Source organism: Micromonospora sp. NPDC049089 (assembly GCF_040648775.1).
GTDB lineage: Bacteria > Actinomycetota > Actinomycetes > Mycobacteriales > Micromonosporaceae > Micromonospora.
On record NZ_JBEZEH010000133.1, the window covers coordinates 1 to 19,627 of the forward strand.

Consider the following 19,627-nt stretch of genomic DNA (forward strand, 5'->3'; position numbering starts at 1 on the left):
GATCTCCGACCTGACCGGTCAGGTGATCGACGTACGCCGGGCACCCGGTGACGGGCCCACGCCGAGCGTGCCGGCGCAGTCCGGGCCGGGCCGCCTGGCCCTGCTCGGCCAGGTCACGGCGGGCCTTTTCCAGGTTCTCCGGTGTCAGATCCTGCCCGCGGGCCATCACCAGGTCCTCCGGCTCCCAGGGCTGCTCGCCCCCGGTGCGGATGTTGTCCCCGCCGGCACCGGTGCCCGTCCCGGTCGCCCCGGTGCCGGCGGCGTACGGGTCACCGATCAGCTCGTCGGTGTCGGGTGCGAGGTCGCCCGGTCGACCGCGGGGTTCGGCGAAGCCCGGTGTGTCCCGGTCCGGGCCACCCCCGGTCCGCAGTTGCGGCACGGTGGCGTCATCGTCCACCGCCGAGGCCACCTCGGGGCTGTCCTCCAGCGGCGATTGGCCATCGCGATCGGTCATGGTGCTGCCTCCTGGGTCCGACACGGTGCCTGATTCCCCCGCGTACCCCTTCGTGCCGCGCTCATGCCGCACCGCCCGGCGGTCGGGGCGGGCCGTGCCAGCGCAGTGCGGTCAGGCGTCGGGCTGCTGCTCGTTCGGCTCCGGCGCCTCCGCTGGGCGCCACCACTGCCAGAGCAGCATGAGCAGACCGAACACGAGCATCGCCAGCCCCGCCCACAGGTTGATCCGTACGCCTTCGGCCTTGTCGATCTCGGCTCGGCTGTCGAAGATGCCGATCAGCGTGACGATGACCCCGTACGCGACGAAGAGGCCACCGATCACACGGCGGATGTCGAACAACCGGGCCGCGGCCGAGCGCCGCTGCTCCGCCTGTGCCTCGTCGATCAGTGGGTCCTGTGCCGGCTGGCCGTCGTTGCTCATCTGCCGACCCCTTTCCTCAGAAGACCGGGATGTAGAAGAGGGCGGCCAGCGCGACCGCAATCAGACCGAGCAGCACCGGGGAGCGGTACCAGGCGGCGTCCCCGGCGAGCACATCGCCCTTCAGGTCGACGCCGCCCATGCCGTACACCAACCCGCGCAACTCCTCGTCCCGCTTGGGTGAGGTGAGCGGGGTGACGATCGCGGCGACCACCACCGCCGTGACGAACGCCAGACCGGCGCCCCAGAAGCTCTCCTCCAGGTCGGAGTTGAAATCGATCACCCCGCCCTTGTAGAGCAGGTAGAGGCTCAGCGACACCAGGGTGCCCAGCAGCAGCGACCAGAAGCCGGCGAGCGCGGTCATCCGCTTCCAGAACATGCCGATGATGAAGGTGGCGAACAGCGGCGCGTTGAAGACGGAGAAGAGTGCCTGGATGTAGTTCATGATGTTGCTGAACCCGGCCGCGATGAACGCGGTGCCGATCCCGATCACGACGGCGGCGACCGTCGCCCACCGGCCGATGCGCAGGTAGTACTCGTCCGACCGGTCACGGCGGATGTACGCCTGCCAGATGTCGTAGGTGAAGACGGTGTTGAAGCCGCTCACATTGGCCGCCATGCCGGCCATGAACGAGGCGAGCAGGCCGGTGACCGCGACCCCGAGCACGCCGTTGGGGAGCAGGTCGCGCATCAGCAGCGGGATGGCGTTGTTGTACTGGAGGTCGCCGCTCTCCGCGCCGAGGCCCTTCACCGTGACCAGGGCCACCAGGCCGGGGATGATCGTGACCAGGGGGATGAACAGCTTCGGGTACGCGGCGATGATCGGCGTACGCCGGGCGGCGCTCATGTTCTTGGCCGAGAGGGCCCGCTGCACCTCGGCGAAGTTCGTCGTCCAGTAGCCGAACGACAGCACGAAGCCGAGGCCGAAGACGATGCCGATCCAGTGCGCGCCCAGCGGGTTGGCCGTGCTGCCGGTGTCCTGCCACGCGTGCAGGCCGGCCTCGCCGAGCTTGGTGTCGCCGACCGCGTCCATCAGGCCGTTCCACCCGCCGACCTTGACCAGGCCGATCACTGTGACCGGGATGAGGCCGGCCAGGATGACGAAGAACTGGAGCACCTCGTTGTAGATCGCCCCGGACAGGCCGCCGATGGTGATGTACGCCAGCACGATCGCCGCGCCGACCACGATCGCCGTCCAGAGCGGCCAGCCGAGCAGCGCCTGCATGACGAGCGCCAGCGCGTACAGGTTCACGCCGGCGATCAGCACCTGGGCGACGGCGAAGCTGATCGCGTTGAGCAGGTGGGTGGGGCGGTTGAAGCGCAGCCGCAGGTACTCCGGCACGCTGCGGACCTTCGAGCCGTAGTAGAAGGGCATCATCACGATGCCCAGGAACACCATCGCCGGGACCGCGCCGATCCAGTAGTAGTGGACCGTCATGACGCCGTACTGGGCCCCGTTGGCGGCCATTCCGATGATCTCCAACGCGCCCAGGTTCGCCGAGACGAAGGCGAGACCGGTCACCCAGGCCGGCAGGGAGCGACCGGAGAGGAAGAAGTCGACGCTGGTCCGGATGGCCCGGCGCGCGGCGAAGCCGACCCCGAGGACGGTGACGAAGTACAGCGCCAGGATCAGGTAGTCCAGGCCGTTCATGTTGAGCCGGAGACCGTCGCCGTCCATCCCGTCACCCCTCGTCGGACGTCCGCGCTGCTGAGTTCGCGCGCGCCCTATTACCCCGTCTGCGCGGTTTCACTCCCCGAGGTCGCGCCCGGGCGTGTCTGGGCCGTTCCGGCGGTCTGGCGGGATCGGTACACAGAAGGGCGCCCCGGCCGTTTCGGCCGGGGCGCCAGTGTCGCTCGGGTGGACTCAGCGACCGAGTACGCGGTCCAGGAAGTCCCGGTAGTTGCGGACCGCCATCCGCAGTTGCTCGGTGTCGGCCGAGCCGGCGTCCTGCCACCCGCCCAGCGTGCTCTTCTGGGCGGCCAGCGCCGAGGAGAGGGCCTGGATGGCCTCCTCCACCAGTGACTGCGCCTCACCGGCAGCCGCCTGCGGGTCGTCGACGAAACGCAGCTGCACGTCCCGCCAGCGGTCCCGGAAGCCCTGCGCGGTGTCCGTGTCGAGGAGGGTGGCCGCCTCGGTAGCGACTGTCGACCCGGAGGGTCGGGATGTTCCGGCGGACTCCAGCGTGGGGCTGGTGTCGTCGCCGGGGGCCGGTTCGCCGTCCGCGTCCGGGTCGACCATCTCGGGTGTCGCGCTGCCGTAGCCGGCTGCGCCCGCCGTCGCGGCGTCCCGGTCGCCGGTCAGGTCGCCGCGCCGCTCAGGGTCGCCGTCAGTGCTCCCCGGCGCGACGACGGTGCGCGCGGACGTGTCCGAGTCGTCCCGGTCGTCCAGGTCGGTGCTGTCGTCGACGTCCGTGCTGTCGTCGACGTACGCGTCGCGGCGGTGCAGCTCGGCGGTGGGGTCGGCGCGCAGGCCCTCCCGCTCACCGTCCTCGGCGCCGTCGCCCGGCTGGGCGGTCCGCTCGGCCCTCGGGTCCGGCTGATCCTGCGGGTGCGGGCTGGCCAGCGCGGAGGCGGCCACCGCGTCGGCCACCGTGGTGGCGCCGAACGTCGTCGGCAGCGGCCCCGGCTCGTGGAAACCGCCCTCGTCGGTGGACCGGTTGTCGCGCCGGTGGCGCGGGTCGGCGTCGTCGGTCAGCTCGTCGTCGGCCGGGTCGTACGCGGCGTCCCGGTCGGTGTCGTCGGCCCGCTCGTGGGCGGCGGTCTGGTCGTCGAAGGTGCCCCGGTCGTCGAGGGCGTCCTCCGGGACGTCGGAGCGGTCGGCCCGGTCGCCGGCCGGGGGTACCGGCACGGGCGCGGAGCGGACGGCCTCCGGGTGGTCGTTGCTCACCTGCTGCTCTTCCTGGCGCATCGGTGGCCTCCTCAGCGGCTCGTGGCGTCGTGGTCCGGGTGGTGGCGCTGTTCGGGCGTGCGGTGGCCGACCGGCTCCTCGCCCAGCAGGTCGGCGAAGAGTGCGCGGTAGTGCACGACCGCCTGCCGCAGCTCCTCGGTGCTGGCCTCGCCCCGGGAGTTGCGCAGGTGGATCTCGTGCGCGTCCCGGTAGTTGGTCAGAGTGCGGGCGTGTTCGACGGAGAGGTGGGCGATCTGGTCGGAGAAGTCACCGGTCGGGTAGCCCTGCTCCTCGATGAGCCGGGTGACCAGTTCGTCCGCGTCGCCCACCGTCTCGCCGGGGGAGTCGATGAAGCGGACCTGGAGTTCCTCCCAGGCCGCGGCGTAGCGAGCCCGGGACTCCGGGGTGAGTGGGGTGAGCGTGAGCTCGGCATGCCGGCGTTCCCGGTCGCGCAGTTCGCGCTCCGCGGCGGACCGGCTGTCCTGTTCCGCCACCACCCGGTCGTACTCCGGCCCGAACCGGTTGCGCAGGGCCCGACGGTTGTTGAGCGAGCGGGCGGCCACGGCCAGCACCGCGACGATCACCAGCACGACGAGCACGATGACGACTATCTGCGTGGGCGACATGGGCTCCTCCTTCGCCCTCTGCTATTCCCTCCGCGCAGTGATCGCCAATCCCGATCCGAGACACTTTCCTGACGAGGGGCGCAACCACTCACCGGCCGAGACCTGATTCATCCCGGAAGCGGCGCTTGGGCGGTGACGACACGGGCGGTAGTGAAACAGCCTCCGATTACGTATCCTGCCCAAGGCGCCCGCGCCGGTGCCCGGCGACGCGGCCGGGCGCGCAGCCGGCAGGCGCGGTGCCCGGCGGTGCCGGCACCCCTCCTGCCACCCTGTACGGGCGAGGTCTGATGAAAACCCGCGACTGGCCGATCCGCTCGAAGCTGACCGCGTTGGTCGTCGCGCCGGTGACCGCGCTCCTGGCGCTGTGGATCTTCGCGACCACGCTGACCTTCGGTCCCGCCCTGAACCTTCTCTCCGCCCGCACCCTGTTGTACGACCTGGGTCGCCCCGGCGAGACGGTGGTCACCGAGCTGCAACGGGAACGCCGACTCTCGGTGGTGCAGCTTGCCGGCGATACCGAGTTGCCCGCCCTCGCCGAGCAGCGCGGGCGCACTGACCGGGCGGTCGCCGAGCTGCGCCGCCGGGTGGACGGGGAACCGCTGCGCGACGCCGCCGACGACCTGCTGGAAACCCGGGTCGACCAGCTGGTCAACTCCCTGGCGGCGCTACCCGACGGGCGGAGGTTCATCGACGAGCGCAAGGTGGACCGGGCCGGTGCGATCGGCCTCTACAGCGGCATGGTCGCCGCGGCCTTCCAGGCGTTCGCCGGCATGGCGACCCTCACCGACCCGGACATCAACCGGCAGGCGCTGGCGCTCACCGCGCTGGGTCGCTCCCGGGAACTGCTGGGCCAGAGCGACGCGCTGCTGGCCGGCGCGCTGACCGCCGGACGGTTCGCCGAGGGGGAGCACACGCAGCTCGTCCAGGCCATCGGCAACCAACGGTGGCTCACCGAGAGCGCCGTGGCAGACCTGCCCGAGAGCAGCCGGGTCGCGTACCAGCGGTTAACCGAGAGCGAGGCGTTCACCCGGCTGCGCAGCATGCAGGACGCCCTGGTCGTGCCCAACCGGTCCGGTCGGCCGACTGTCGACGCCGCGGCCTGGCAGGCCAGCCAGGACGCGGTACAGCAACAGCTGCGGGACTTCGAACTGTCCGAGGCCGACGCTCTCGCCGACCGTTCCGTGCCGATGGCGGTCCGCATCCTGGTGCGGCTGGCCGCCGCCGGCGTACTCGGGCTCGTCGCAGTCGTCGTCTCGGTACTGGTGGCGCTGCGGGTCGGCCGCACCCTGGTCCGCAGGCTCAGCGGCGTCCGCACCGCAGCGCTGGAGCTGGCCGAGCACCGGCTGCCCGACGTGGTCGCCCGGCTGCGCCGTGGCGAGCAGGTCGACGTCGCCCGGGAGGCACCGCCACTGGAGTACGGCCACGACGAGATCGGCGAGGTCGGGCGCGCCTTCACCGAGGTGCAGCGCACCGCCGTCCAGGCCGCGGTGGACGAGGTCACCCTGCGTCGCGGGCTCAACGAGGTCTTCCTCAACATCGCCCGACGCAGCCAGAGCCTGGTGCACCGTCAGTTGCACCTGCTGGACCGGATGGAGCGGCGTAGCGAGGACCCGGACGAGCTGGCCGAGCTGTTCCAGGTCGACCACCTGGCCACCCGGCTGCGCCGGCACGCCGAGGATCTGGTCATCCTCGCCGGCTCCGCGCCCGGTCGGGGTTGGCGGAACCCGGTCGCGATGGTCGACGTGATCCGTGGCGCGATCTCCGAGGTCGAGGCGTACGAACGGGTGGACGTCAAGGCCGTGCAGCCGGCCGGCGTGCTGGGGCGGGCAGTCGGCGACGTCATCCACCTGCTCGCCGAGCTGTTCGAGAACGCCACCGCCTTCTCCCCGCCGGACACCCGGGTCACCGTCACCGGCGCGCAGGTCGCCGACGGGTACGCCCTGGAGATCACCGATCAGGGGCTGGGCATGTCCGCCGCGGCACTGGAGACCGCCAACACCCGACTGGCCAGCTCGCCCGAGTTCGACCCGGCGCAGAGCGCCCGACTCGGCCTGTTCGTGGTGGCCCGGCTGGCGGCCCGGCACGGCGTACGGGTGCTGTTGCGCCCATCCGGGGAGGGGGGCGTGACCGCCGTGGTGCTGGTCCCCGGCGACCTGGTCACCACCGAGCCGCCGGCCGGCCCCGACCCTGCCACGCTCGACACCGCGTCGGCCGACCCGAGCCGGCGGCTGGCCCGGACGGCGCGCCGGGGCGCCGTGACCCGCCCCCGTACCCGCCCGCCGACGGCCCCGTCCGCCAGCACGGCCCCGCCCGCCGGAGCGCCGACCTCTACCGTCGCACCCGCCGAGGGGTCGGCCACCCCCGACGAGCCGGACGACGAGCTGGATGGACTGCCCCGCCGGGTGCGACGTCGTACCCCCGCCGCCCAGCCCCGCTCGACCGTCACCGACACGCCGTCGCCCCGCTCGCCGGAGGAGGTCCGCCAGGTGATGGCGGCGCTCCAGGCCGGCACGGCGCGCGGACGCGCCACCGCCATCACCCCGCCAGCGCCGACCGGCCCGCCAGCGTCGACCGGCCCGGCGGTCCAGGCGGCCCCCACCGACCCGCCGACGACCCCCGAACCCCCGACCGCGACTGAGAGGGACGCCTAGTGCCGCATTCGACGAAGCAGAGCGCCGGCCTGGACTGGTTGCTCGACGAACTGGTGCAACGGGTACCCGCCGCCCGCGAGGCGGTGGTGCTCTCCGCCGACGGCCTGCTGCTCGGCTGCTCGGCCGAGCTGGAGCGCTCCGACGCCGAGCACCTCTGTGCGCTCGCCGCCGGCTTCTCCAGCCTCGCCCGAGGCGCCAGCCGGCACGTGGACGGCGGCCCGGTCCGGCAGACAGTGGTGGAGATGGAGGAGGCGTACCTCTTCGTCACCGCCGCCGGGCAGGGTGCCTGCCTGGCCGTGGTGAGCGACGCCGACGCGGACATCGGGCTGGTCGCGTACGAGATGGCGATGCTGGTGATCCGCGTGGGGGAGAGCCTCGCCGCGCCGGCCCGATCGGCGGCGGGTGCCGGAGATGCGGACTGAACCGCCCGGGCCGCAGCACGAGTGGCTGGACGGTGAAGCCGGCCCGGTGATGCGCCCGTACACCCTCACCGGAGGCCGAGTACGCCCTGCCGTCGACGGATTCAACCTGGTCGCGTTCGTGTTGGCCGGTTCGGACGTCGACGCGACACGCCAATCGCATCTGCTGCCGGAGCATCGACGGCTGGTCACGTTGGCCCACCGGCCGGTGTCGGTGGCCGAACTGGCAGCCGAGCTGGACCTCGCGGTCGGCGTGGTCCGGGTACTGCTCGGTGATCTCCTCGCCGAGGGCCTGGTCGCGGTGCACGAGCCGCCGGCCGCCGGCATCCTTCCCGACGACGACATCCTCAAGGCGGTGGTCAGTGGACTCCGTGCGCTATGACCAGGTGGGCACCAGCACCACCATCCCGCTGGCACTGAAGATCCTCATCGCGGGAGGCTTCGGAGCTGGCAAGACGACCTTGGTGAGCGCCCTGAGCGAGGTCCGTCCGTTGCAGACCGAGGAGGTGCTCACCGGTGCCGGGATCGGCACCGACGACCTCTCCGGCGTGGAGGGCAAGTCCACCACCACTGTGGCGATGGACTTCGGCCGCATCACCATCAACGAGGACCTTCAGGTCTACCTGTTCGGCACGCCGGGCCAGGACCGGTTCTGGTTCCTCTGGGACGAGCTGGCCTTCGGCGCGCTCGGTGCCGTGGTGCTCGCCGACACCCGGCGGTTGGCCGACTGCTTCCCCTCCATCGACTACTTCGAGCAGCGGGGAATCCCGTTCGTGGTGGGCGTGAACTGTTTCGACGACTCCCGCCGGTTCAACCTGGAGACCGTACGCCGAGCGCTCGACCTGGACCCGGACGTACCGATGGTGCTCTGCGACGCCCGGGACCGGCAGTCCGGGAAGATGGTTTTGATCTCTCTGGTGGAGCACGTCGCCCGACAGCGCGGTGAGCCGGTGCCGGCGGCCTGAGATCCGGGCCGAAAAGCCGGTTAACGGGCGGGCAACGCGGGCAGCCTCTGGTTGGATCAACGAAGGTTGCCGGCGGAGGAGTTGGGCGTGAGCGGTCAGGGTGAGGTCGTCCACATCGGGGGTTACACCGCGCAGAGCGGCGGGCGGGGCAGCGGCATCGTCGCCGCGCGTCGCGACCCGAGGACCGGGGCGCTGACCCCGCTCGGCACTGTGGCGGTCACCCCGTCCCCCTCTTTCCTGGTGCGGCACCCCACCCAGCCGGTGCTGTACGCGGTCAACGAGCTGACGGACGGCGAGATCAGCGCCTGGCAGGTCGGTGCGGACGGCGCGTTGGACCCGCTCGGCAGTCGGTCGACCGGCGGCGCGGAGCCCTGCCACCTCGCGGTGCTGCCCGGTGGCGGTCACCTGCTGGCGGCCAACTACGGCAGCGGCAGCATCGCGGTCTTCCCGCTCGACCCGCAGGGCGTGCCCGGCGAGCGCACCGACCTGGTGGTGCACGAGGGGCACGGCCCCGACCCGGAGCGCCAGGACCACGCCCACGCCCACATGGTCTCGCCCGGTGCGGGCCAAGGGCCGATCTTCGGCGTGGATCTCGGCACCGACTCGGTCTACCGGTACGACCTGGACGAAGCGACCGGACGACTGGTGCCGAGTGCGCCCCGGGTGCGTACGAAGCCCGGCACCGGCCCCCGGCACCTGGCCCGGCACCCGGACGGACGGCGCTGCTACGTCGTCGGTGAGCTGGACGCCTCGGTCACCGCCTACGAGCTGACCGACGACGGCGCGTTGCACCAGCGCGGGCGGGTCGAGGCGAGCGGGCGCGCCGGTCACGTCCAGCCGTCGGAGGTCGCGGTCGCCCCGGACGGCCGGTTCCTCTACGTCGCCAACCGTGGGGTGGGGACGCTGGCGGTCTTCGCAGTGGCAGGGGAGTTGCCCGAGCTGGTGGCCGAAGTGGACACCGGAGGGGAGTGGCCCCGGCACTTCGCCCTCATCGGGGAGCACCTCTACGTCGCCGACGAGCGGGCGGACACGGTGCGGGTGTTCCGTCGCGACGCCGACACCGGCGTCCTGGAGGCGGCCGGCGAGCCGGTGCCGGTGCCGAGCCCGACGTGCGTCCTGCCCTGAACGCTCGCTAAATAGACGTGAGGGTGGCACTGGTTTGGCAACGCCGCGAGGCTGCCCCGTCACTCTGTGTTGCAAAAAAGTGGTCAACTGTTTCTCCTCCGTAACTTTAGTCCGAACGGATGTGGCAGAGACGGCACCTAGTACGCAAGATGGTCACCGTGTCAGCAGGCCGCCATCGCATGCGTTCGAAACTCCACCTAGCCGCCGCCGCAGCAACGGCGGGTGTGCTCGTCGTGACGACGGGCGCGTGGTTCGGTTACCAGGAGTTGATCCAGCCCAGCTGCTCGGGAGAGATCCGACTAGCCGTGGCGGTCGCCTCCGAACTCGCGCCAGCGGTGGACGCTGCCGCGTCCCAGTGGGTGAAGGACGGCGCGGCGGTGGGCCCGACCTGCATCCGCGTCGACGTGTCCGCGTCCGACCCGGTCGACGTGGCGGCCGTGGTGGCGGCCAAGCACGGGGCCCTGCTGGCCGGTGTGGGGCAGGCCAGCGGCACCGCCGTCAGCCCGGATGTCTGGGTGCCCGACTCCTCGACCTGGCTGCTGCGGCTGAAGAAGGACGCGACGGCGTTCGCTCCGACCAACGGCCAGTCCATCGCGCGCAGCCCGATCGTCGTCGCGATGCCCGAGCCGATCGCCACCCGACTGGGCTGGCCGGACAAGAAGTTCAACTGGACCGACCTGCTCAAGCAGGTCAACAACACCAGCTCTCCGCTGCGGACCGGGATCGTCGAGCCGACCCGCGACGCTGCGGGCCTGTCCGGTCTGCTCTCGCTGACCGCCGCGGCGAACGGCGCCGGCGGCGACGCCCAGCGCAACACCGTCGGGGCGCTCCGCGCACTGGCCACCGGGCGTTCCTCGCTCCGCAACGACCTGCTGGCCCGCTTCCCCACGGCCAACGACTCGACGTCCATCGCGAGCGGTCTCGGCGCGGCGGCTCTGTCCGAAGAAGACGTGATCGCGTACAACAGCAAGAAGCCGCCGGTGCCGCTGGCCGCGCTCTACATGGAGCCGGCGCCGATGCCGCTGGACTACCCGTACGCGGTGCTGCCCGGCATCGAGCCGAGCAAGGCGTCGGCGGCCAAGGTGCTGTACGAGCTGCTCACCAGCCCGAACTTCCGCAACCGGCTCGCCGCGCAGTCGCTGCGCGCGCCGGACGGCAACTGGGGAGATGGTTTCAAGGCGCCACAGGGTGCTCCGAGCCCGTCCGGCGGCGCGCCGACCGCACCGGCGAACGGTGGCACCGCGGCGGGTGGCCTCGACCCGGCCGCCATCCAGCGGGTCGTCTCCAGCTGGTCGATCGCCACCCAGTCCGGTCGGATGCTCGCCGTCATCGACGTCTCCGGCTCGATGAAGGAACCGGTGCCCAGCGCCAACAACCGCAGCAGGGAAGAGGTCACCGTCGACGCGGCCCGTCGCGGCCTCGGCCTCTTCGACGACTCCTGGTCGATCGGCCTGTGGACCTTCTCCACCAAGCTCGTCGGCAACCGGGACTACCGCGAGCTGGTCCCGATCGGGCCGCTCTCCGGTCAGCGGGCCCAGTTGGAGGGCGCCCTCGCCACCGTCAAGCCTTCCAGCGGTGACACCGGCCTCTACGACACCATGCTGGCCGCCTACCAGGCGGTGCAGGAAAACTGGCAGCCGGGCCGGGTCAACTCGATCGTGCTGTTCACCGACGGCAAGAACGAGGACGACAACGGCCTCAACCAGCAGCAGCTGCTCGGCAAGCTCAAGCAGATCGCCGACCCGGAGCGGCCGGTCCAGGTCATCATGATCGGTATCGGCGAGGGCGTCAGCAAGGCAGAGCTGGAGTCGATCACCAAGGTGACCGGTGGCGACGTCTTCGTCACGAAGGACCCGAGCGAGATCGGCAGCATCTTCCTCAGCGCCATCGCACGGCGTCCGCCAGCGCCACGCTGATCCGACGCTCAGACGTCCAGGGGCCTGCCGTACCGTCAATTCGGTGTGGCAGGCCCCTTTTCGGCCACCAGGTTGTTGAAGAAAAGTGACGGCAATACGTCGGAAGCAATCGGCAGTCATAGTTGTCAAGGCAGGATGTCGACTGTTCCGGCATAGTCGGTCCGCCTCCGGACCGACCCGTCGGCCGGGGCCATCCTGTACAGAGTGGGAGGGCCGGTGAGCGTGGCGACACTGTTGACCCCCGCCACGTCGGCGGAGCCGGACGATCGACGCGCCGGGCTGGTGGCGCGCGCCGACGAACGGTCCTACGTCCGGGTTCTGGTGGTGCTGGACACCACCATCCTCATCATCGCGTTGCTGATCGGGTACGTCGCCCGTTTCGGTGACGACGAGCCGACCGGCTCGGAAATCCCGTACGTGCTTGTCGCCCCCGGGTTGGTGCTGGCCTGGCTGATCTCGCTCAAGGCGCTCGGCTGCTACGACGACCGGGTGATCGGCTACGGGGCGGACGAGTACCGGCGGGTCAGCTCAGCCAGCCTGCGCCTGGCCGGGGCGATCGCCATCATCGGCTACATCGCCGATGTCGGCGTCTCCCGGGGTTTCCTGGGCATCTCCTTCGCGGTGGGCACCGTCGGGCTGGAGGTGGCGCGGTTCGCCGCCCGTAAGCGGCTGCACCGGGCCCGCTCGCTGGGTGCCGGCTGGTCCCGCAAGGTGCTGGTGGTCGGCGACACCGCTCACGTGTTGGAGTTGGTCCACACGCTGCGCCGCGAGCCGTACGCCGGCTACCAGGTGGTGGGCGCCTGCATCCCGGACGCGCTGCTCGCGCCGGTGGCGCAGCGGCTGGGTGACGTGCCGGTGGTGGGGTCCTTCCGGGGCATCCCGGAGGCCGCCACCGCGATCGGCGCGGACACGGTCGCGGTGACCGCCTCCGGTGAGCTGACCGCGGCCCGGCTGCGCCGCCTCGGCTGGCAGTTGGAGGGGACCGGCATCGACCTGGTCGTGGCACCCGCGCTGACCGACGTCGCCGGCCCGCGCATCCACACCCGCCCGGTCGCCGGCCTGCCGCTGATCCACGTCGAGGCGCCCGAGTTCCGCGGGGTGCGCAAGCTGGTGAAGGGTTTCGTCGACCGGTCCGTCTCGTCGTTGGCGCTGGCGGTGCTGCTGCCGCTGATCGCGTTCATCGCGCTGGCCATCAAACTGGACAGCCGGGGCCCGGTGCTGTTCCGGCAGGTCCGGGTCGGTCGGGGCGGGCAGGAGTTCGGCGTGTTCAAGTTCCGCACCATGGTGGTGAACGCGGACGCGCTGCTCGCCGAGCTGACCGCGCGCAACGAGACCGACGGCCTGATGTTCAAGATGCGCCAGGACCCCCGGGTGACCCGCGTCGGCCGGCTGCTGCGCAAATGGTCACTGGACGAGCTGCCGCAGTTGGTCAACGTGTTGCTGGGGCAGATGAGCCTGGTCGGCCCCCGCCCGCCGCTGCCCTCGGAGGTGGCCCGTTACGACGGTGACGTGGCCCGACGGCTGCTGGTCAAGCCCGGCATGACCGGCCTGTGGCAGGTCAGTGGCCGCTCCGACCTGAGCTGGGAGGACGGCATCCGGCTGGACCTCTACTACGTGGAGAACTGGTCCCTCGCCGCCGACCTCACCATCCTCTGGAAGACCTTCGGCGCGGTGCTGAACGGCCGCGGCGCGTACTGACCACCGGTCACGGCTGCGGGCCGGTCCAGTCCAGGCAGACGACCACCGCGTCGTCGACCAGGTCACCCGACACGAACGCGCGCAGGTCACCGATCAGCGACCGGACGGCGTCCAGGGGGGCCATCGGCCCGGTCCGGCGCAGGAACCGGTCCAGCGCCGTCTCGCCGTAGCGCATGTGCTGACCGGTGGCCTCCACCACCCCGTCGCTGACCACGAAGACCCGGTCGCCGCGCTGCAGCGGGAACTTCTGCTCGTGGTAGTCGGTCGCCTCGAACATGCCCAGCGGGAACTGCGCCTCCAGCGGCTGTTCGGTGACGTCCCCGTCGCGGAGCAGGACCAGCCGGGGTGAGCCGGCGTCCACCACTGTCATCATCCCGGAGCGCAGGTCCAACTCCATCAGCAACGCGGAGATGTGCTGCTCGCCCCGGTACAGGTCGTAGATGGCCTGGTCGGCGAGGGCGGCCTGGTCGGCCAGGCTCAGCCCGGCCCGACGCGCGTTGCGCAGCGCGTGGGTGGCCAGCGAGGTGAGCAGGGACGCGGCCACGCCCTCACCGGTGCCGTTGATTGTCGACAACCAGAGCCGTTCCCCGTCGTCGGACCAGTCGAAGCTGTCGCCGCGCACCGCGTACGCCGGCTCCAACTGCCCGGCGAGGCTGAACGAGGGGCGGATGCGGCTGCGGCCGGGGAGCAGGTCCCACTGCATCTCGGCGGCCAGGGTGAGGCGTTGGGTGCGCCGGGCCGCCCGATAGACGTCGGTGCCGGCGGAGACCGCCGCCACCTCGTGGGCGAGCGCGGTGGCGACCTCGGCCAGCGCGGCGACGACGTCCCGGTCGTCCGGAACAGGTGACAGGCGCAGCACCCCCCGCCGCTCACCACGCATGGTGACCGGGAACCAGGCGGCGCCGTCGGCAACTATCGGCGACTGGTGGTCGAAGGCGCGCCAGGCCGGATGCCCGGGGCTCGTGATCGAGTCACCCTCGGTCAGTGGCAGCAGCTCCGCGAGTCGGTAGTCGACCTGATAGAGCTCGACGTCGGTGATCCCGTACGACTGGGCGAACACGTCCCCGATGCCACCGACGAGCCGGTCAGCTGGTGTCTGGTTCAGGGCACGTCGTGCCCGATCGACCGGTTCGCTCATCGTCAGTCCTTCACTGAAAGCTCAACCACCAGGAGGTTCGGAGTACTCTCGGCCCACCATGGCAGAACTGAACCGTCCGACGGACCCTGAGACGAGTATGGCTGCCGCGCTGGATGCGACAGCCGCTGCCCTGCTGGGCATCTGGGAGTCTGCCCGGGAGGGGACCGCCAACCGCGTGTCCGGCGCCCAGTTGCGGGCGGTGATGGTGGTGGAGCAGTACGACGGTATCAACCTGCGTCGGCTCGCCACCCGACTCGACATGCTGCTCAGCTCCGCCAGCCGTCTCTGCGACCGGTTGGTCGCCGCCGGCATGCTGGAGCGTGAGCCGGGCCGCTTCGACCGGCGGGAGATTTCGCTTCACCTCACCCCGGAGGCTCGCCGGCTCCTCGCCGAGCTGCGGGCCGACCGCCAGGGCCAACTCGCCGCCGTGCTGGCCGGGATGAGCCGGGAGGGCCGCGACGCGCTGCTGCGCGGAATGCGGGAGTTCGACGAGACCGCCCGCCGCCAGCAGGCGGAGGACACGTCGACACCGGACGAGCCGCCGGGCCAGGGGGACTGGCCGGACGGCCCGGACCGGCCGGGTGGGCGGTCGGGGGACTGGGCGGGCGATTCGGCTCGGCAGACCCGAACGGGGTGGACGGGTTCGTCGGGCGGTCCGGAACGATCGGTCGGCAGCACCAGGGAGTGGCCGGGCGGCAGCCCGCCGGTGGCGCGTACCGCCTGATCGAGCCGGCGGGCGGTCGCCCGTCGGTCAGGCCGAGGCGCCGACGGCCAGCATCGCGATGTCGTCGTGGGCCTGCCCGCCCGCCCAATCGTCGACAGCGCGGAGCACCCGGTCGATCAGCGCCGCCGGCGGTTGCCCGGCCGCCGCCACGAGCGCGGCCCGCAGCCGGGCCTCGCCGAACATCGCCGCGTCGCGGGGGTCGCGCGCCCCGGTCACCCCATCGGTGTACGCGAGCAGCAGATCGCCCGGATCGAGGTGCACCCGGCTCTCGGCGAAGCGTGCGGCCGTCAGCGCCCCCACCGGCATGCCACCGACCGGGACCGGGGTGACGGTGCCGTCGGCGGTGACCAGCAGTGGCGCCGGATGGCCCCCGCCGGCGACGCGAAGGTCCAGCCCGGTCGGCCCCCGGTCCAGGGAACCGAGCAACAGGGTGGTGAACTGGCTGCGCCGTGCCGCATCCGGCGCGTCGAACAGCGCCTGGTTGAGCAGGTGAATCAGCTCCAGCGGGCGGTGCTCCACCAGCCGCAGCGTCTGCAACGACTGGCGGACCCGGCCGGTCAGCACCGCCGCGCCCACACCCTTGCCGCACACGTCGCCGAGCGCGAACAGGGCGCCGCGCGGGTGCGGAAACACCTCGTAGAAGTCGCCGCCGATGCGGAGGGTGTCGCCCGCTGCCCGGTAACCGCCGGCCAGGCTCACGCCGGGCACGACGGGCAACTCGGGCGGAAGCAGACTGGTTTGCAGCACCCGGGCCAGGTGAGCCTGCTCGCCGTGCAGGTCGGCGGTGGCCAGCGCGGCACCCGCGCGGGTGGCGAACTCCCGGGCCAGCTCCACGTCGCGCCGGTCGAAGCCGGCTCGCCCGGACCGACGGATGAGCAGTAGCGCACCGGCCGACCCGCTGGCGCTGAGAAGCGGGCTGACCAGCACCATGCCCGGGGGGCCGAACCCGGGCGGCAGCAGGTCGGCCAGGTCGGTGATCGGGGCGTCCGGCCAGGGGCCCGGTTCGGCACGGTCGCCGGCCAGCGCTTCGGCCAGCCCGGGGACGGAGCCGGTCAGCGCGGGGCTGGCCAGCCCGGTGATCGGGGCCGGCTCGCCGTCGGCGTACCGGATCCATCGGGGGTGCGGCTCGGCCGGCGCTGTCGGTCGGGGCAGTGCGACGGCGACGTCGGCGAGGTAGGGAACGGCGAGCGTGGTGGTGGCCAGGAGGACCTGGTCGCGGTGCAGGGCCAGCGCCAGCCGACTGCCGGCTTGGGCGAGGAACGCGGTGCGGGAGCGTTCGACCAGCAGGGCGTCGGTGCGGGCGTGCTCCTCGGTGACGTCGCGGACGTACCACGCCCACCGGGAGCCGGCGAGTTGCCGTCGGACGCCGCGCAGTCGCCGGCCGTGGTGGTCGGCGTCGAAGTGGTCAGCGCCGCCGGCGACAGCCCGGGCCAGTGCCGCCACCGAGCACCCGGCCAGCTCGGTGCCGGCGTCGATCTCCGGGATCAACTCGGCAGCCATGGCGTTGACCAGGGTGACCCGACCGGCCTCGTCCGTCGTCAGCACGGCTTCGGCGAGCCCGTCGAGCAACTCCCGGGCCAACCGCTCGTCGGCCGGCAACGGGGTGCCGCCGGGTCGCTGGGTCGTGGTCACCGCCGGACGCCGGCTCGCGTCTGACGACGTGTGCGCATGCTGCTTCTCGACTCCTCACCGGGGATCGTTGCCTGACAGCAAGGGTACCGATTCCCCCCGACAGCGATGCACGGCGCGGGGTGGCGATCAGCCGGCGCGGGCCAGCCAGCCGGCGGGCTGGGCGACGATCCGGCGGGCCACCGAGCCGGCGGCGCCTACCGCGGCGGCCTCCGCGCCGAGCGTCGACGGACGGACCGTGACCGGCGACCAGGCCGCGGTGAGCACCCGGGCACCGATCTCGGCGAGGACCGGGGGGCACAGCCAGGGCGCGAGCGCCGCGTAACCGCCACCGAGCACCACGGTGTCCAGGTCGAGCAGATTGACGACGCCGGCCACCGCGACGCCGAGTGCCGTTCCGGCGTCGCGCAGCGCCCGCAGCGCGTCGGCGTCGCCGGCCTCGGCCAACTCGGCCAACCGGGCCGTCGCGGTGTCTGCGGGAAGCTCCGCCCGGGCCAGCCCGGCGGCGGCCACGATCGCTTCCTGACCGGCGTACTGCTCCAGGCAGCCCTGCCCGCCGCAGCGGCACGGACGGCCCTCGGGGTGTACGGGAAGGTGCCCGATCTCGCCGCTCCACCCGCGTACGCCGCGAAACAGCGCGCCGTCCAGCACGATGCCGGCACCGATGCCCACCTCGCCGGAGATGTGCAGGAAGCTGGACGTGCCGGTGGGCTGCGAGTGCAGCTCGCCGAGCGCCGCGAGGTTGGCCTCGTTGTCCACCACCAGGGCGGGGATGCCGGGCACCTGCTCGATCAGCGGAGGGTGCTCGGCGAGCAGCGCCGGCACCGGCACGTCATGCCAGCCGAGGTTCGGCGCGAGCCGGACCAGCCCGGCGTCGTCCACCAGGCCGGGCACCGCCAGGGCGGCCCCGACCAGGGTGAGGCCACGCTGGGCGGCGTCCTCGCGGGCTGCCCCGGCCATCTCGACAAGGCGGGCCAGGGCGTCGGCGGGGGCGACCGGGCGCAGGTCGGCCCGGTGCACGGTGCGGTGCCGGACCTGGCCGGCGAGGTCCACCACGCAGACCGCCAGGTAGTCCACGTTGACCTCCAGCCCGAGCCCGGCCGGCCCCTGATCGGCCAGGACCAGTCCGCGCGCCGGGCGGCCGGCCCCCGAGCGGGGCGCGGGGTCGGACTCACTGACCAGCCGGCCGGCGAGCAGGTCCTCGACCACCGCGGACACGGTGGCTCTGGTCAGGCCGGTAGCGGTCGCCAGGTCGGCCCGGGAGGGAGGTCGGTCGGCCGTGGCGATCCGGCCGAGGACCAGGGCGAGGTTGAGCTCGCGCAGGCTGCCCTGACGGACAGCGCCGGCAGGGGCGTGGGTGAGGCTCACCCCTTGACAGTGCCATAGGGTGGGCAAATAATTCAATCGCTGAACAAATAGCGGACAACACCACCCCGGAGGTTGCTCATGGCACCCCGTCCCACCCCCGCCGACAAGTTCTCCTTCGGGCTCTGGACCGTTGGCTGGCAGGCCCGCGACCCGTTCGGTGACGCCACCCGTCCCGAGCTCGACGCGGTCGAGGCAGTGCACCGGCTCGCCGAGCTGGGCGCGTACGGCATCACCTTCCACGACGACGACCTGATCCCGTTCGGCGTCGACGCGGCCACCCGGGACCAGCACATCGCCCGGTTCCGCAAGGCCCTCGACGAGACCGGCCTGGTGGTGCCGATGGTCACCACCAACCTCTTCACCCACCCGATCTTCAAGGACGGCGGCTTCACCAGCAACGACCGCGACGTCCGCCGGTACGCGCTGCGCAAGGTGCTGCGTCAGGTCGACCTGGCCGCCGAGCTGGGTGCCAGCACCTTCGTCATGTGGGGTGGCCGCGAGGGCTCCGAGTACGACCTCGCCAAGGACGTCCAGGCCGCCCTGGACCGCTACCGCGAGGCCGTCAACCTGCTCACCCAGTACTCCATCGACAAGGGTTACAACCTGCGGTTCGCGCTGGAGCCCAAGCCCAACGAGCCGCGCGGCGACATCCTGCTGCCCACCATCGGGCACGCGCTCGGCTTCATCTCGCAGCTGGAGCACCCCGAGCTGGTCGGCCTCAACCCGGAGGTCGGCCACGAGCAGATGGCCGGGCTCAACTACGCCCACGGCATCGCCCAGGCGCTCTGGCAGGGCAAGCTGTTCCACCTGGACCTCAACGGCCAGCGCGGCATCAAGTACGACCAGGACCTGGTCTTCGGCCACGGTGACCTGATGAACGCGTTCGCCCTGGTGGACCTCCTGGAAAACGGCGGCCCCAACGGCGGCCCGGCCTACGACGGCCCCCGGCACTTCGACTACAAGCCGTCCCGCACCGAGGACATGGACGGGGTGTGGGCCTCCGCGGCGGCCAACATGAGCACCTACCTGCTGCTCAAGGAGCGGGCAGCGGCGTTCCGCGCCGACCCCGAGGTGGTCGAGGCGCTCGCCGCCAGCAAGGTCGGCGAGCTGAGCACGCCGACGCTCAACGACGGCGAGGGCTACGAGGAGCTCCTTGCCGACCGGTCCGCGTTCGAGGACGTCGACGTCGACGCGGTGGCCGCCCGGGGCTTCGCCTTCGTCCGGCTCAACCAGCTCGCCGTCGAGCACCTGCTCGGCGCCCGCTGAGGCCCCGCCATGCCGTTGGTCGCGGGCGTCGACTCGTCCACCCAGTCCTGCAAGGTGGTGATCCGGGACGCGGAAACCGGCGCCCTGCTCCGGCAGGGCCGGGCACCGCACCCGGACGGCACGGAGGTCGACCCGGAAGCCTGGTGGCAGGCGCTGCGTAGCGCCGCCGACCAGGCCGGCGGGTTGGCCGACGTGGCGGCGATCTCCGTCGCCGGCCAGCAGCACGGCATGGTGTGTCTCGACGAGGACGGCCGGGTGGTCCGCCCGGCGCTGCTGTGGAACGACACCCGGTCCGCCGACGCCGCCGCCGACCGCATCGAGGGGGTGGGCGGCGGCGCGGGCGG

The 19,627-nt window shown here is 72.1% G+C and carries 17 protein-coding genes and 1 pseudogene; 10 read left to right on the top strand and 8 right to left on the bottom strand.

What is annotated here, in order from left to right:
• Positions 1-88 precede the first annotated feature (88 nt).
• The 5 genes and pseudogenes from AB0B48_RS21760 to AB0B48_RS21780 all read right to left on the bottom strand — a co-directional run.
• A pseudogene (locus AB0B48_RS21760) lies at positions 89-454 on the bottom strand (hypothetical protein); the annotation flags it as partial.
• Positions 455-565: 111 nt separating this feature from the next.
• Positions 566-874, bottom strand: coding sequence for a hypothetical protein (locus AB0B48_RS21765; protein ID WP_355008983.1), 309 nt, complete (start codon positions 872-874; stop codon positions 566-568).
• Between the two features lie 16 nt (positions 875-890).
• Positions 891-2,549, bottom strand: a complete 1,659-nt coding sequence (locus AB0B48_RS21770) for a sodium:solute symporter family protein (protein ID WP_357204248.1) — start codon at positions 2,547-2,549, stop codon at positions 891-893.
• A gap of 186 nt (positions 2,550-2,735) precedes the next feature.
• The gene (locus AB0B48_RS21775) at positions 2,736-3,779 is read right to left on the bottom strand and encodes a hypothetical protein (RefSeq protein WP_357204250.1); all 1,044 of its coding nucleotides are present in this window, start codon (positions 3,777-3,779) and stop codon (positions 2,736-2,738) included.
• Between the two features lie 11 nt (positions 3,780-3,790).
• On the bottom strand, positions 3,791-4,384 hold the full coding sequence (locus tag AB0B48_RS21780; RefSeq protein ID WP_357204252.1) for a hypothetical protein: 594 nt from the start codon (positions 4,382-4,384) through the stop codon (positions 3,791-3,793).
• A gap of 287 nt (positions 4,385-4,671) precedes the next feature.
• Between AB0B48_RS21780 and AB0B48_RS21785 the strand changes: the two genes are divergently transcribed.
• From AB0B48_RS21785 to AB0B48_RS21815, 7 genes are all read left to right on the top strand, one after another.
• Positions 4,672-7,035 carry a nitrate- and nitrite sensing domain-containing protein gene (locus AB0B48_RS21785; protein WP_357204254.1) on the top strand — a complete coding sequence of 788 codons (2,364 nt, stop codon included), beginning with the start codon at positions 4,672-4,674 and terminating at the stop codon, positions 7,033-7,035.
• Complete coding sequence (locus AB0B48_RS21790; RefSeq protein ID WP_357204255.1) at positions 7,035-7,457, top strand: roadblock/LC7 domain-containing protein; 423 nt, start codon at positions 7,035-7,037, stop codon at positions 7,455-7,457. The genes AB0B48_RS21785 and AB0B48_RS21790 overlap by 1 nt, the downstream gene beginning before the upstream one ends.
• Positions 7,447-7,836 carry a DUF742 domain-containing protein gene (locus AB0B48_RS21795; RefSeq protein ID WP_357204257.1) on the top strand — a complete coding sequence of 130 codons (390 nt, stop codon included), beginning with the start codon at positions 7,447-7,449 and terminating at the stop codon, positions 7,834-7,836. The genes AB0B48_RS21790 and AB0B48_RS21795 overlap by 11 nt, the downstream gene beginning before the upstream one ends.
• On the top strand, positions 7,817-8,419 hold the full coding sequence (locus tag AB0B48_RS21800; protein WP_355008977.1) for an ATP/GTP-binding protein: 603 nt from the start codon (positions 7,817-7,819) through the stop codon (positions 8,417-8,419). The genes AB0B48_RS21795 and AB0B48_RS21800 overlap by 20 nt, the downstream gene beginning before the upstream one ends.
• An 87-nt stretch (positions 8,420-8,506) precedes the next feature.
• Positions 8,507-9,544, top strand: a complete 1,038-nt coding sequence (locus AB0B48_RS21805) for a lactonase family protein (protein ID WP_357204260.1) — start codon at positions 8,507-8,509, stop codon at positions 9,542-9,544.
• 158 nt (positions 9,545-9,702) lie between these two features.
• Entirely contained in the window at positions 9,703-11,460 is a 1,758-nt protein-coding gene (locus AB0B48_RS21810) for a substrate-binding domain-containing protein (protein ID WP_357204262.1), read from the top strand.
• 231 nt (positions 11,461-11,691) lie between these two features.
• Positions 11,692-13,158, top strand: coding sequence for a sugar transferase (locus AB0B48_RS21815; protein ID WP_355009015.1), 1,467 nt, complete (start codon positions 11,692-11,694; stop codon positions 13,156-13,158).
• Positions 13,159-13,165: 7 nt separating this feature from the next.
• Here the strand turns inward: AB0B48_RS21815 and AB0B48_RS21820 are convergent, their stop codons facing one another.
• Positions 13,166-14,296 (bottom strand): PP2C family protein-serine/threonine phosphatase, encoded by a 1,131-nt coding sequence (locus AB0B48_RS21820; protein WP_357204264.1) that lies wholly within the window; start codon positions 14,294-14,296, stop codon positions 13,166-13,168.
• A 97-nt stretch (positions 14,297-14,393) separates the two neighbouring features.
• Here AB0B48_RS21820 and AB0B48_RS21825 point away from each other — a divergent pair, with 97 nt between their 5' ends.
• Positions 14,394-15,020, top strand: a complete 627-nt coding sequence (locus AB0B48_RS21825) for a MarR family transcriptional regulator (protein WP_357204266.1) — start codon at positions 14,394-14,396, stop codon at positions 15,018-15,020.
• A 27-nt stretch (positions 15,021-15,047) separates the two neighbouring features.
• On the opposite strand, the gene AB0B48_RS21830 is transcribed toward AB0B48_RS21825, so the two are convergent.
• Together AB0B48_RS21830 and AB0B48_RS21835 are read right to left on the bottom strand one after the other, a co-directional pair.
• On the bottom strand, positions 15,048-16,652 hold the full coding sequence (locus tag AB0B48_RS21830) for a PP2C family protein-serine/threonine phosphatase (protein WP_357204268.1): 1,605 nt from the start codon (positions 16,650-16,652) through the stop codon (positions 15,048-15,050).
• 126 nt (positions 16,653-16,778) lie between these two features.
• Positions 16,779-18,017, bottom strand: a complete 1,239-nt coding sequence (locus tag AB0B48_RS21835; protein WP_357204270.1) for an ROK family transcriptional regulator — start codon at positions 18,015-18,017, stop codon at positions 16,779-16,781.
• 78 nt (positions 18,018-18,095) lie between these two features.
• Between AB0B48_RS21835 and xylA the strand changes: the two genes are divergently transcribed.
• Positions 18,096-19,283, top strand: coding sequence for a xylose isomerase (gene xylA, locus AB0B48_RS21840; RefSeq protein WP_357204272.1), 1,188 nt, complete (start codon positions 18,096-18,098; stop codon positions 19,281-19,283).
• A 9-nt stretch (positions 19,284-19,292) separates the two neighbouring features.
• Positions 19,293-19,627 (top strand): FGGY family carbohydrate kinase (locus AB0B48_RS21845; RefSeq protein ID WP_357204274.1); only part of this gene is annotated, 335 nt, incomplete at its 3' end.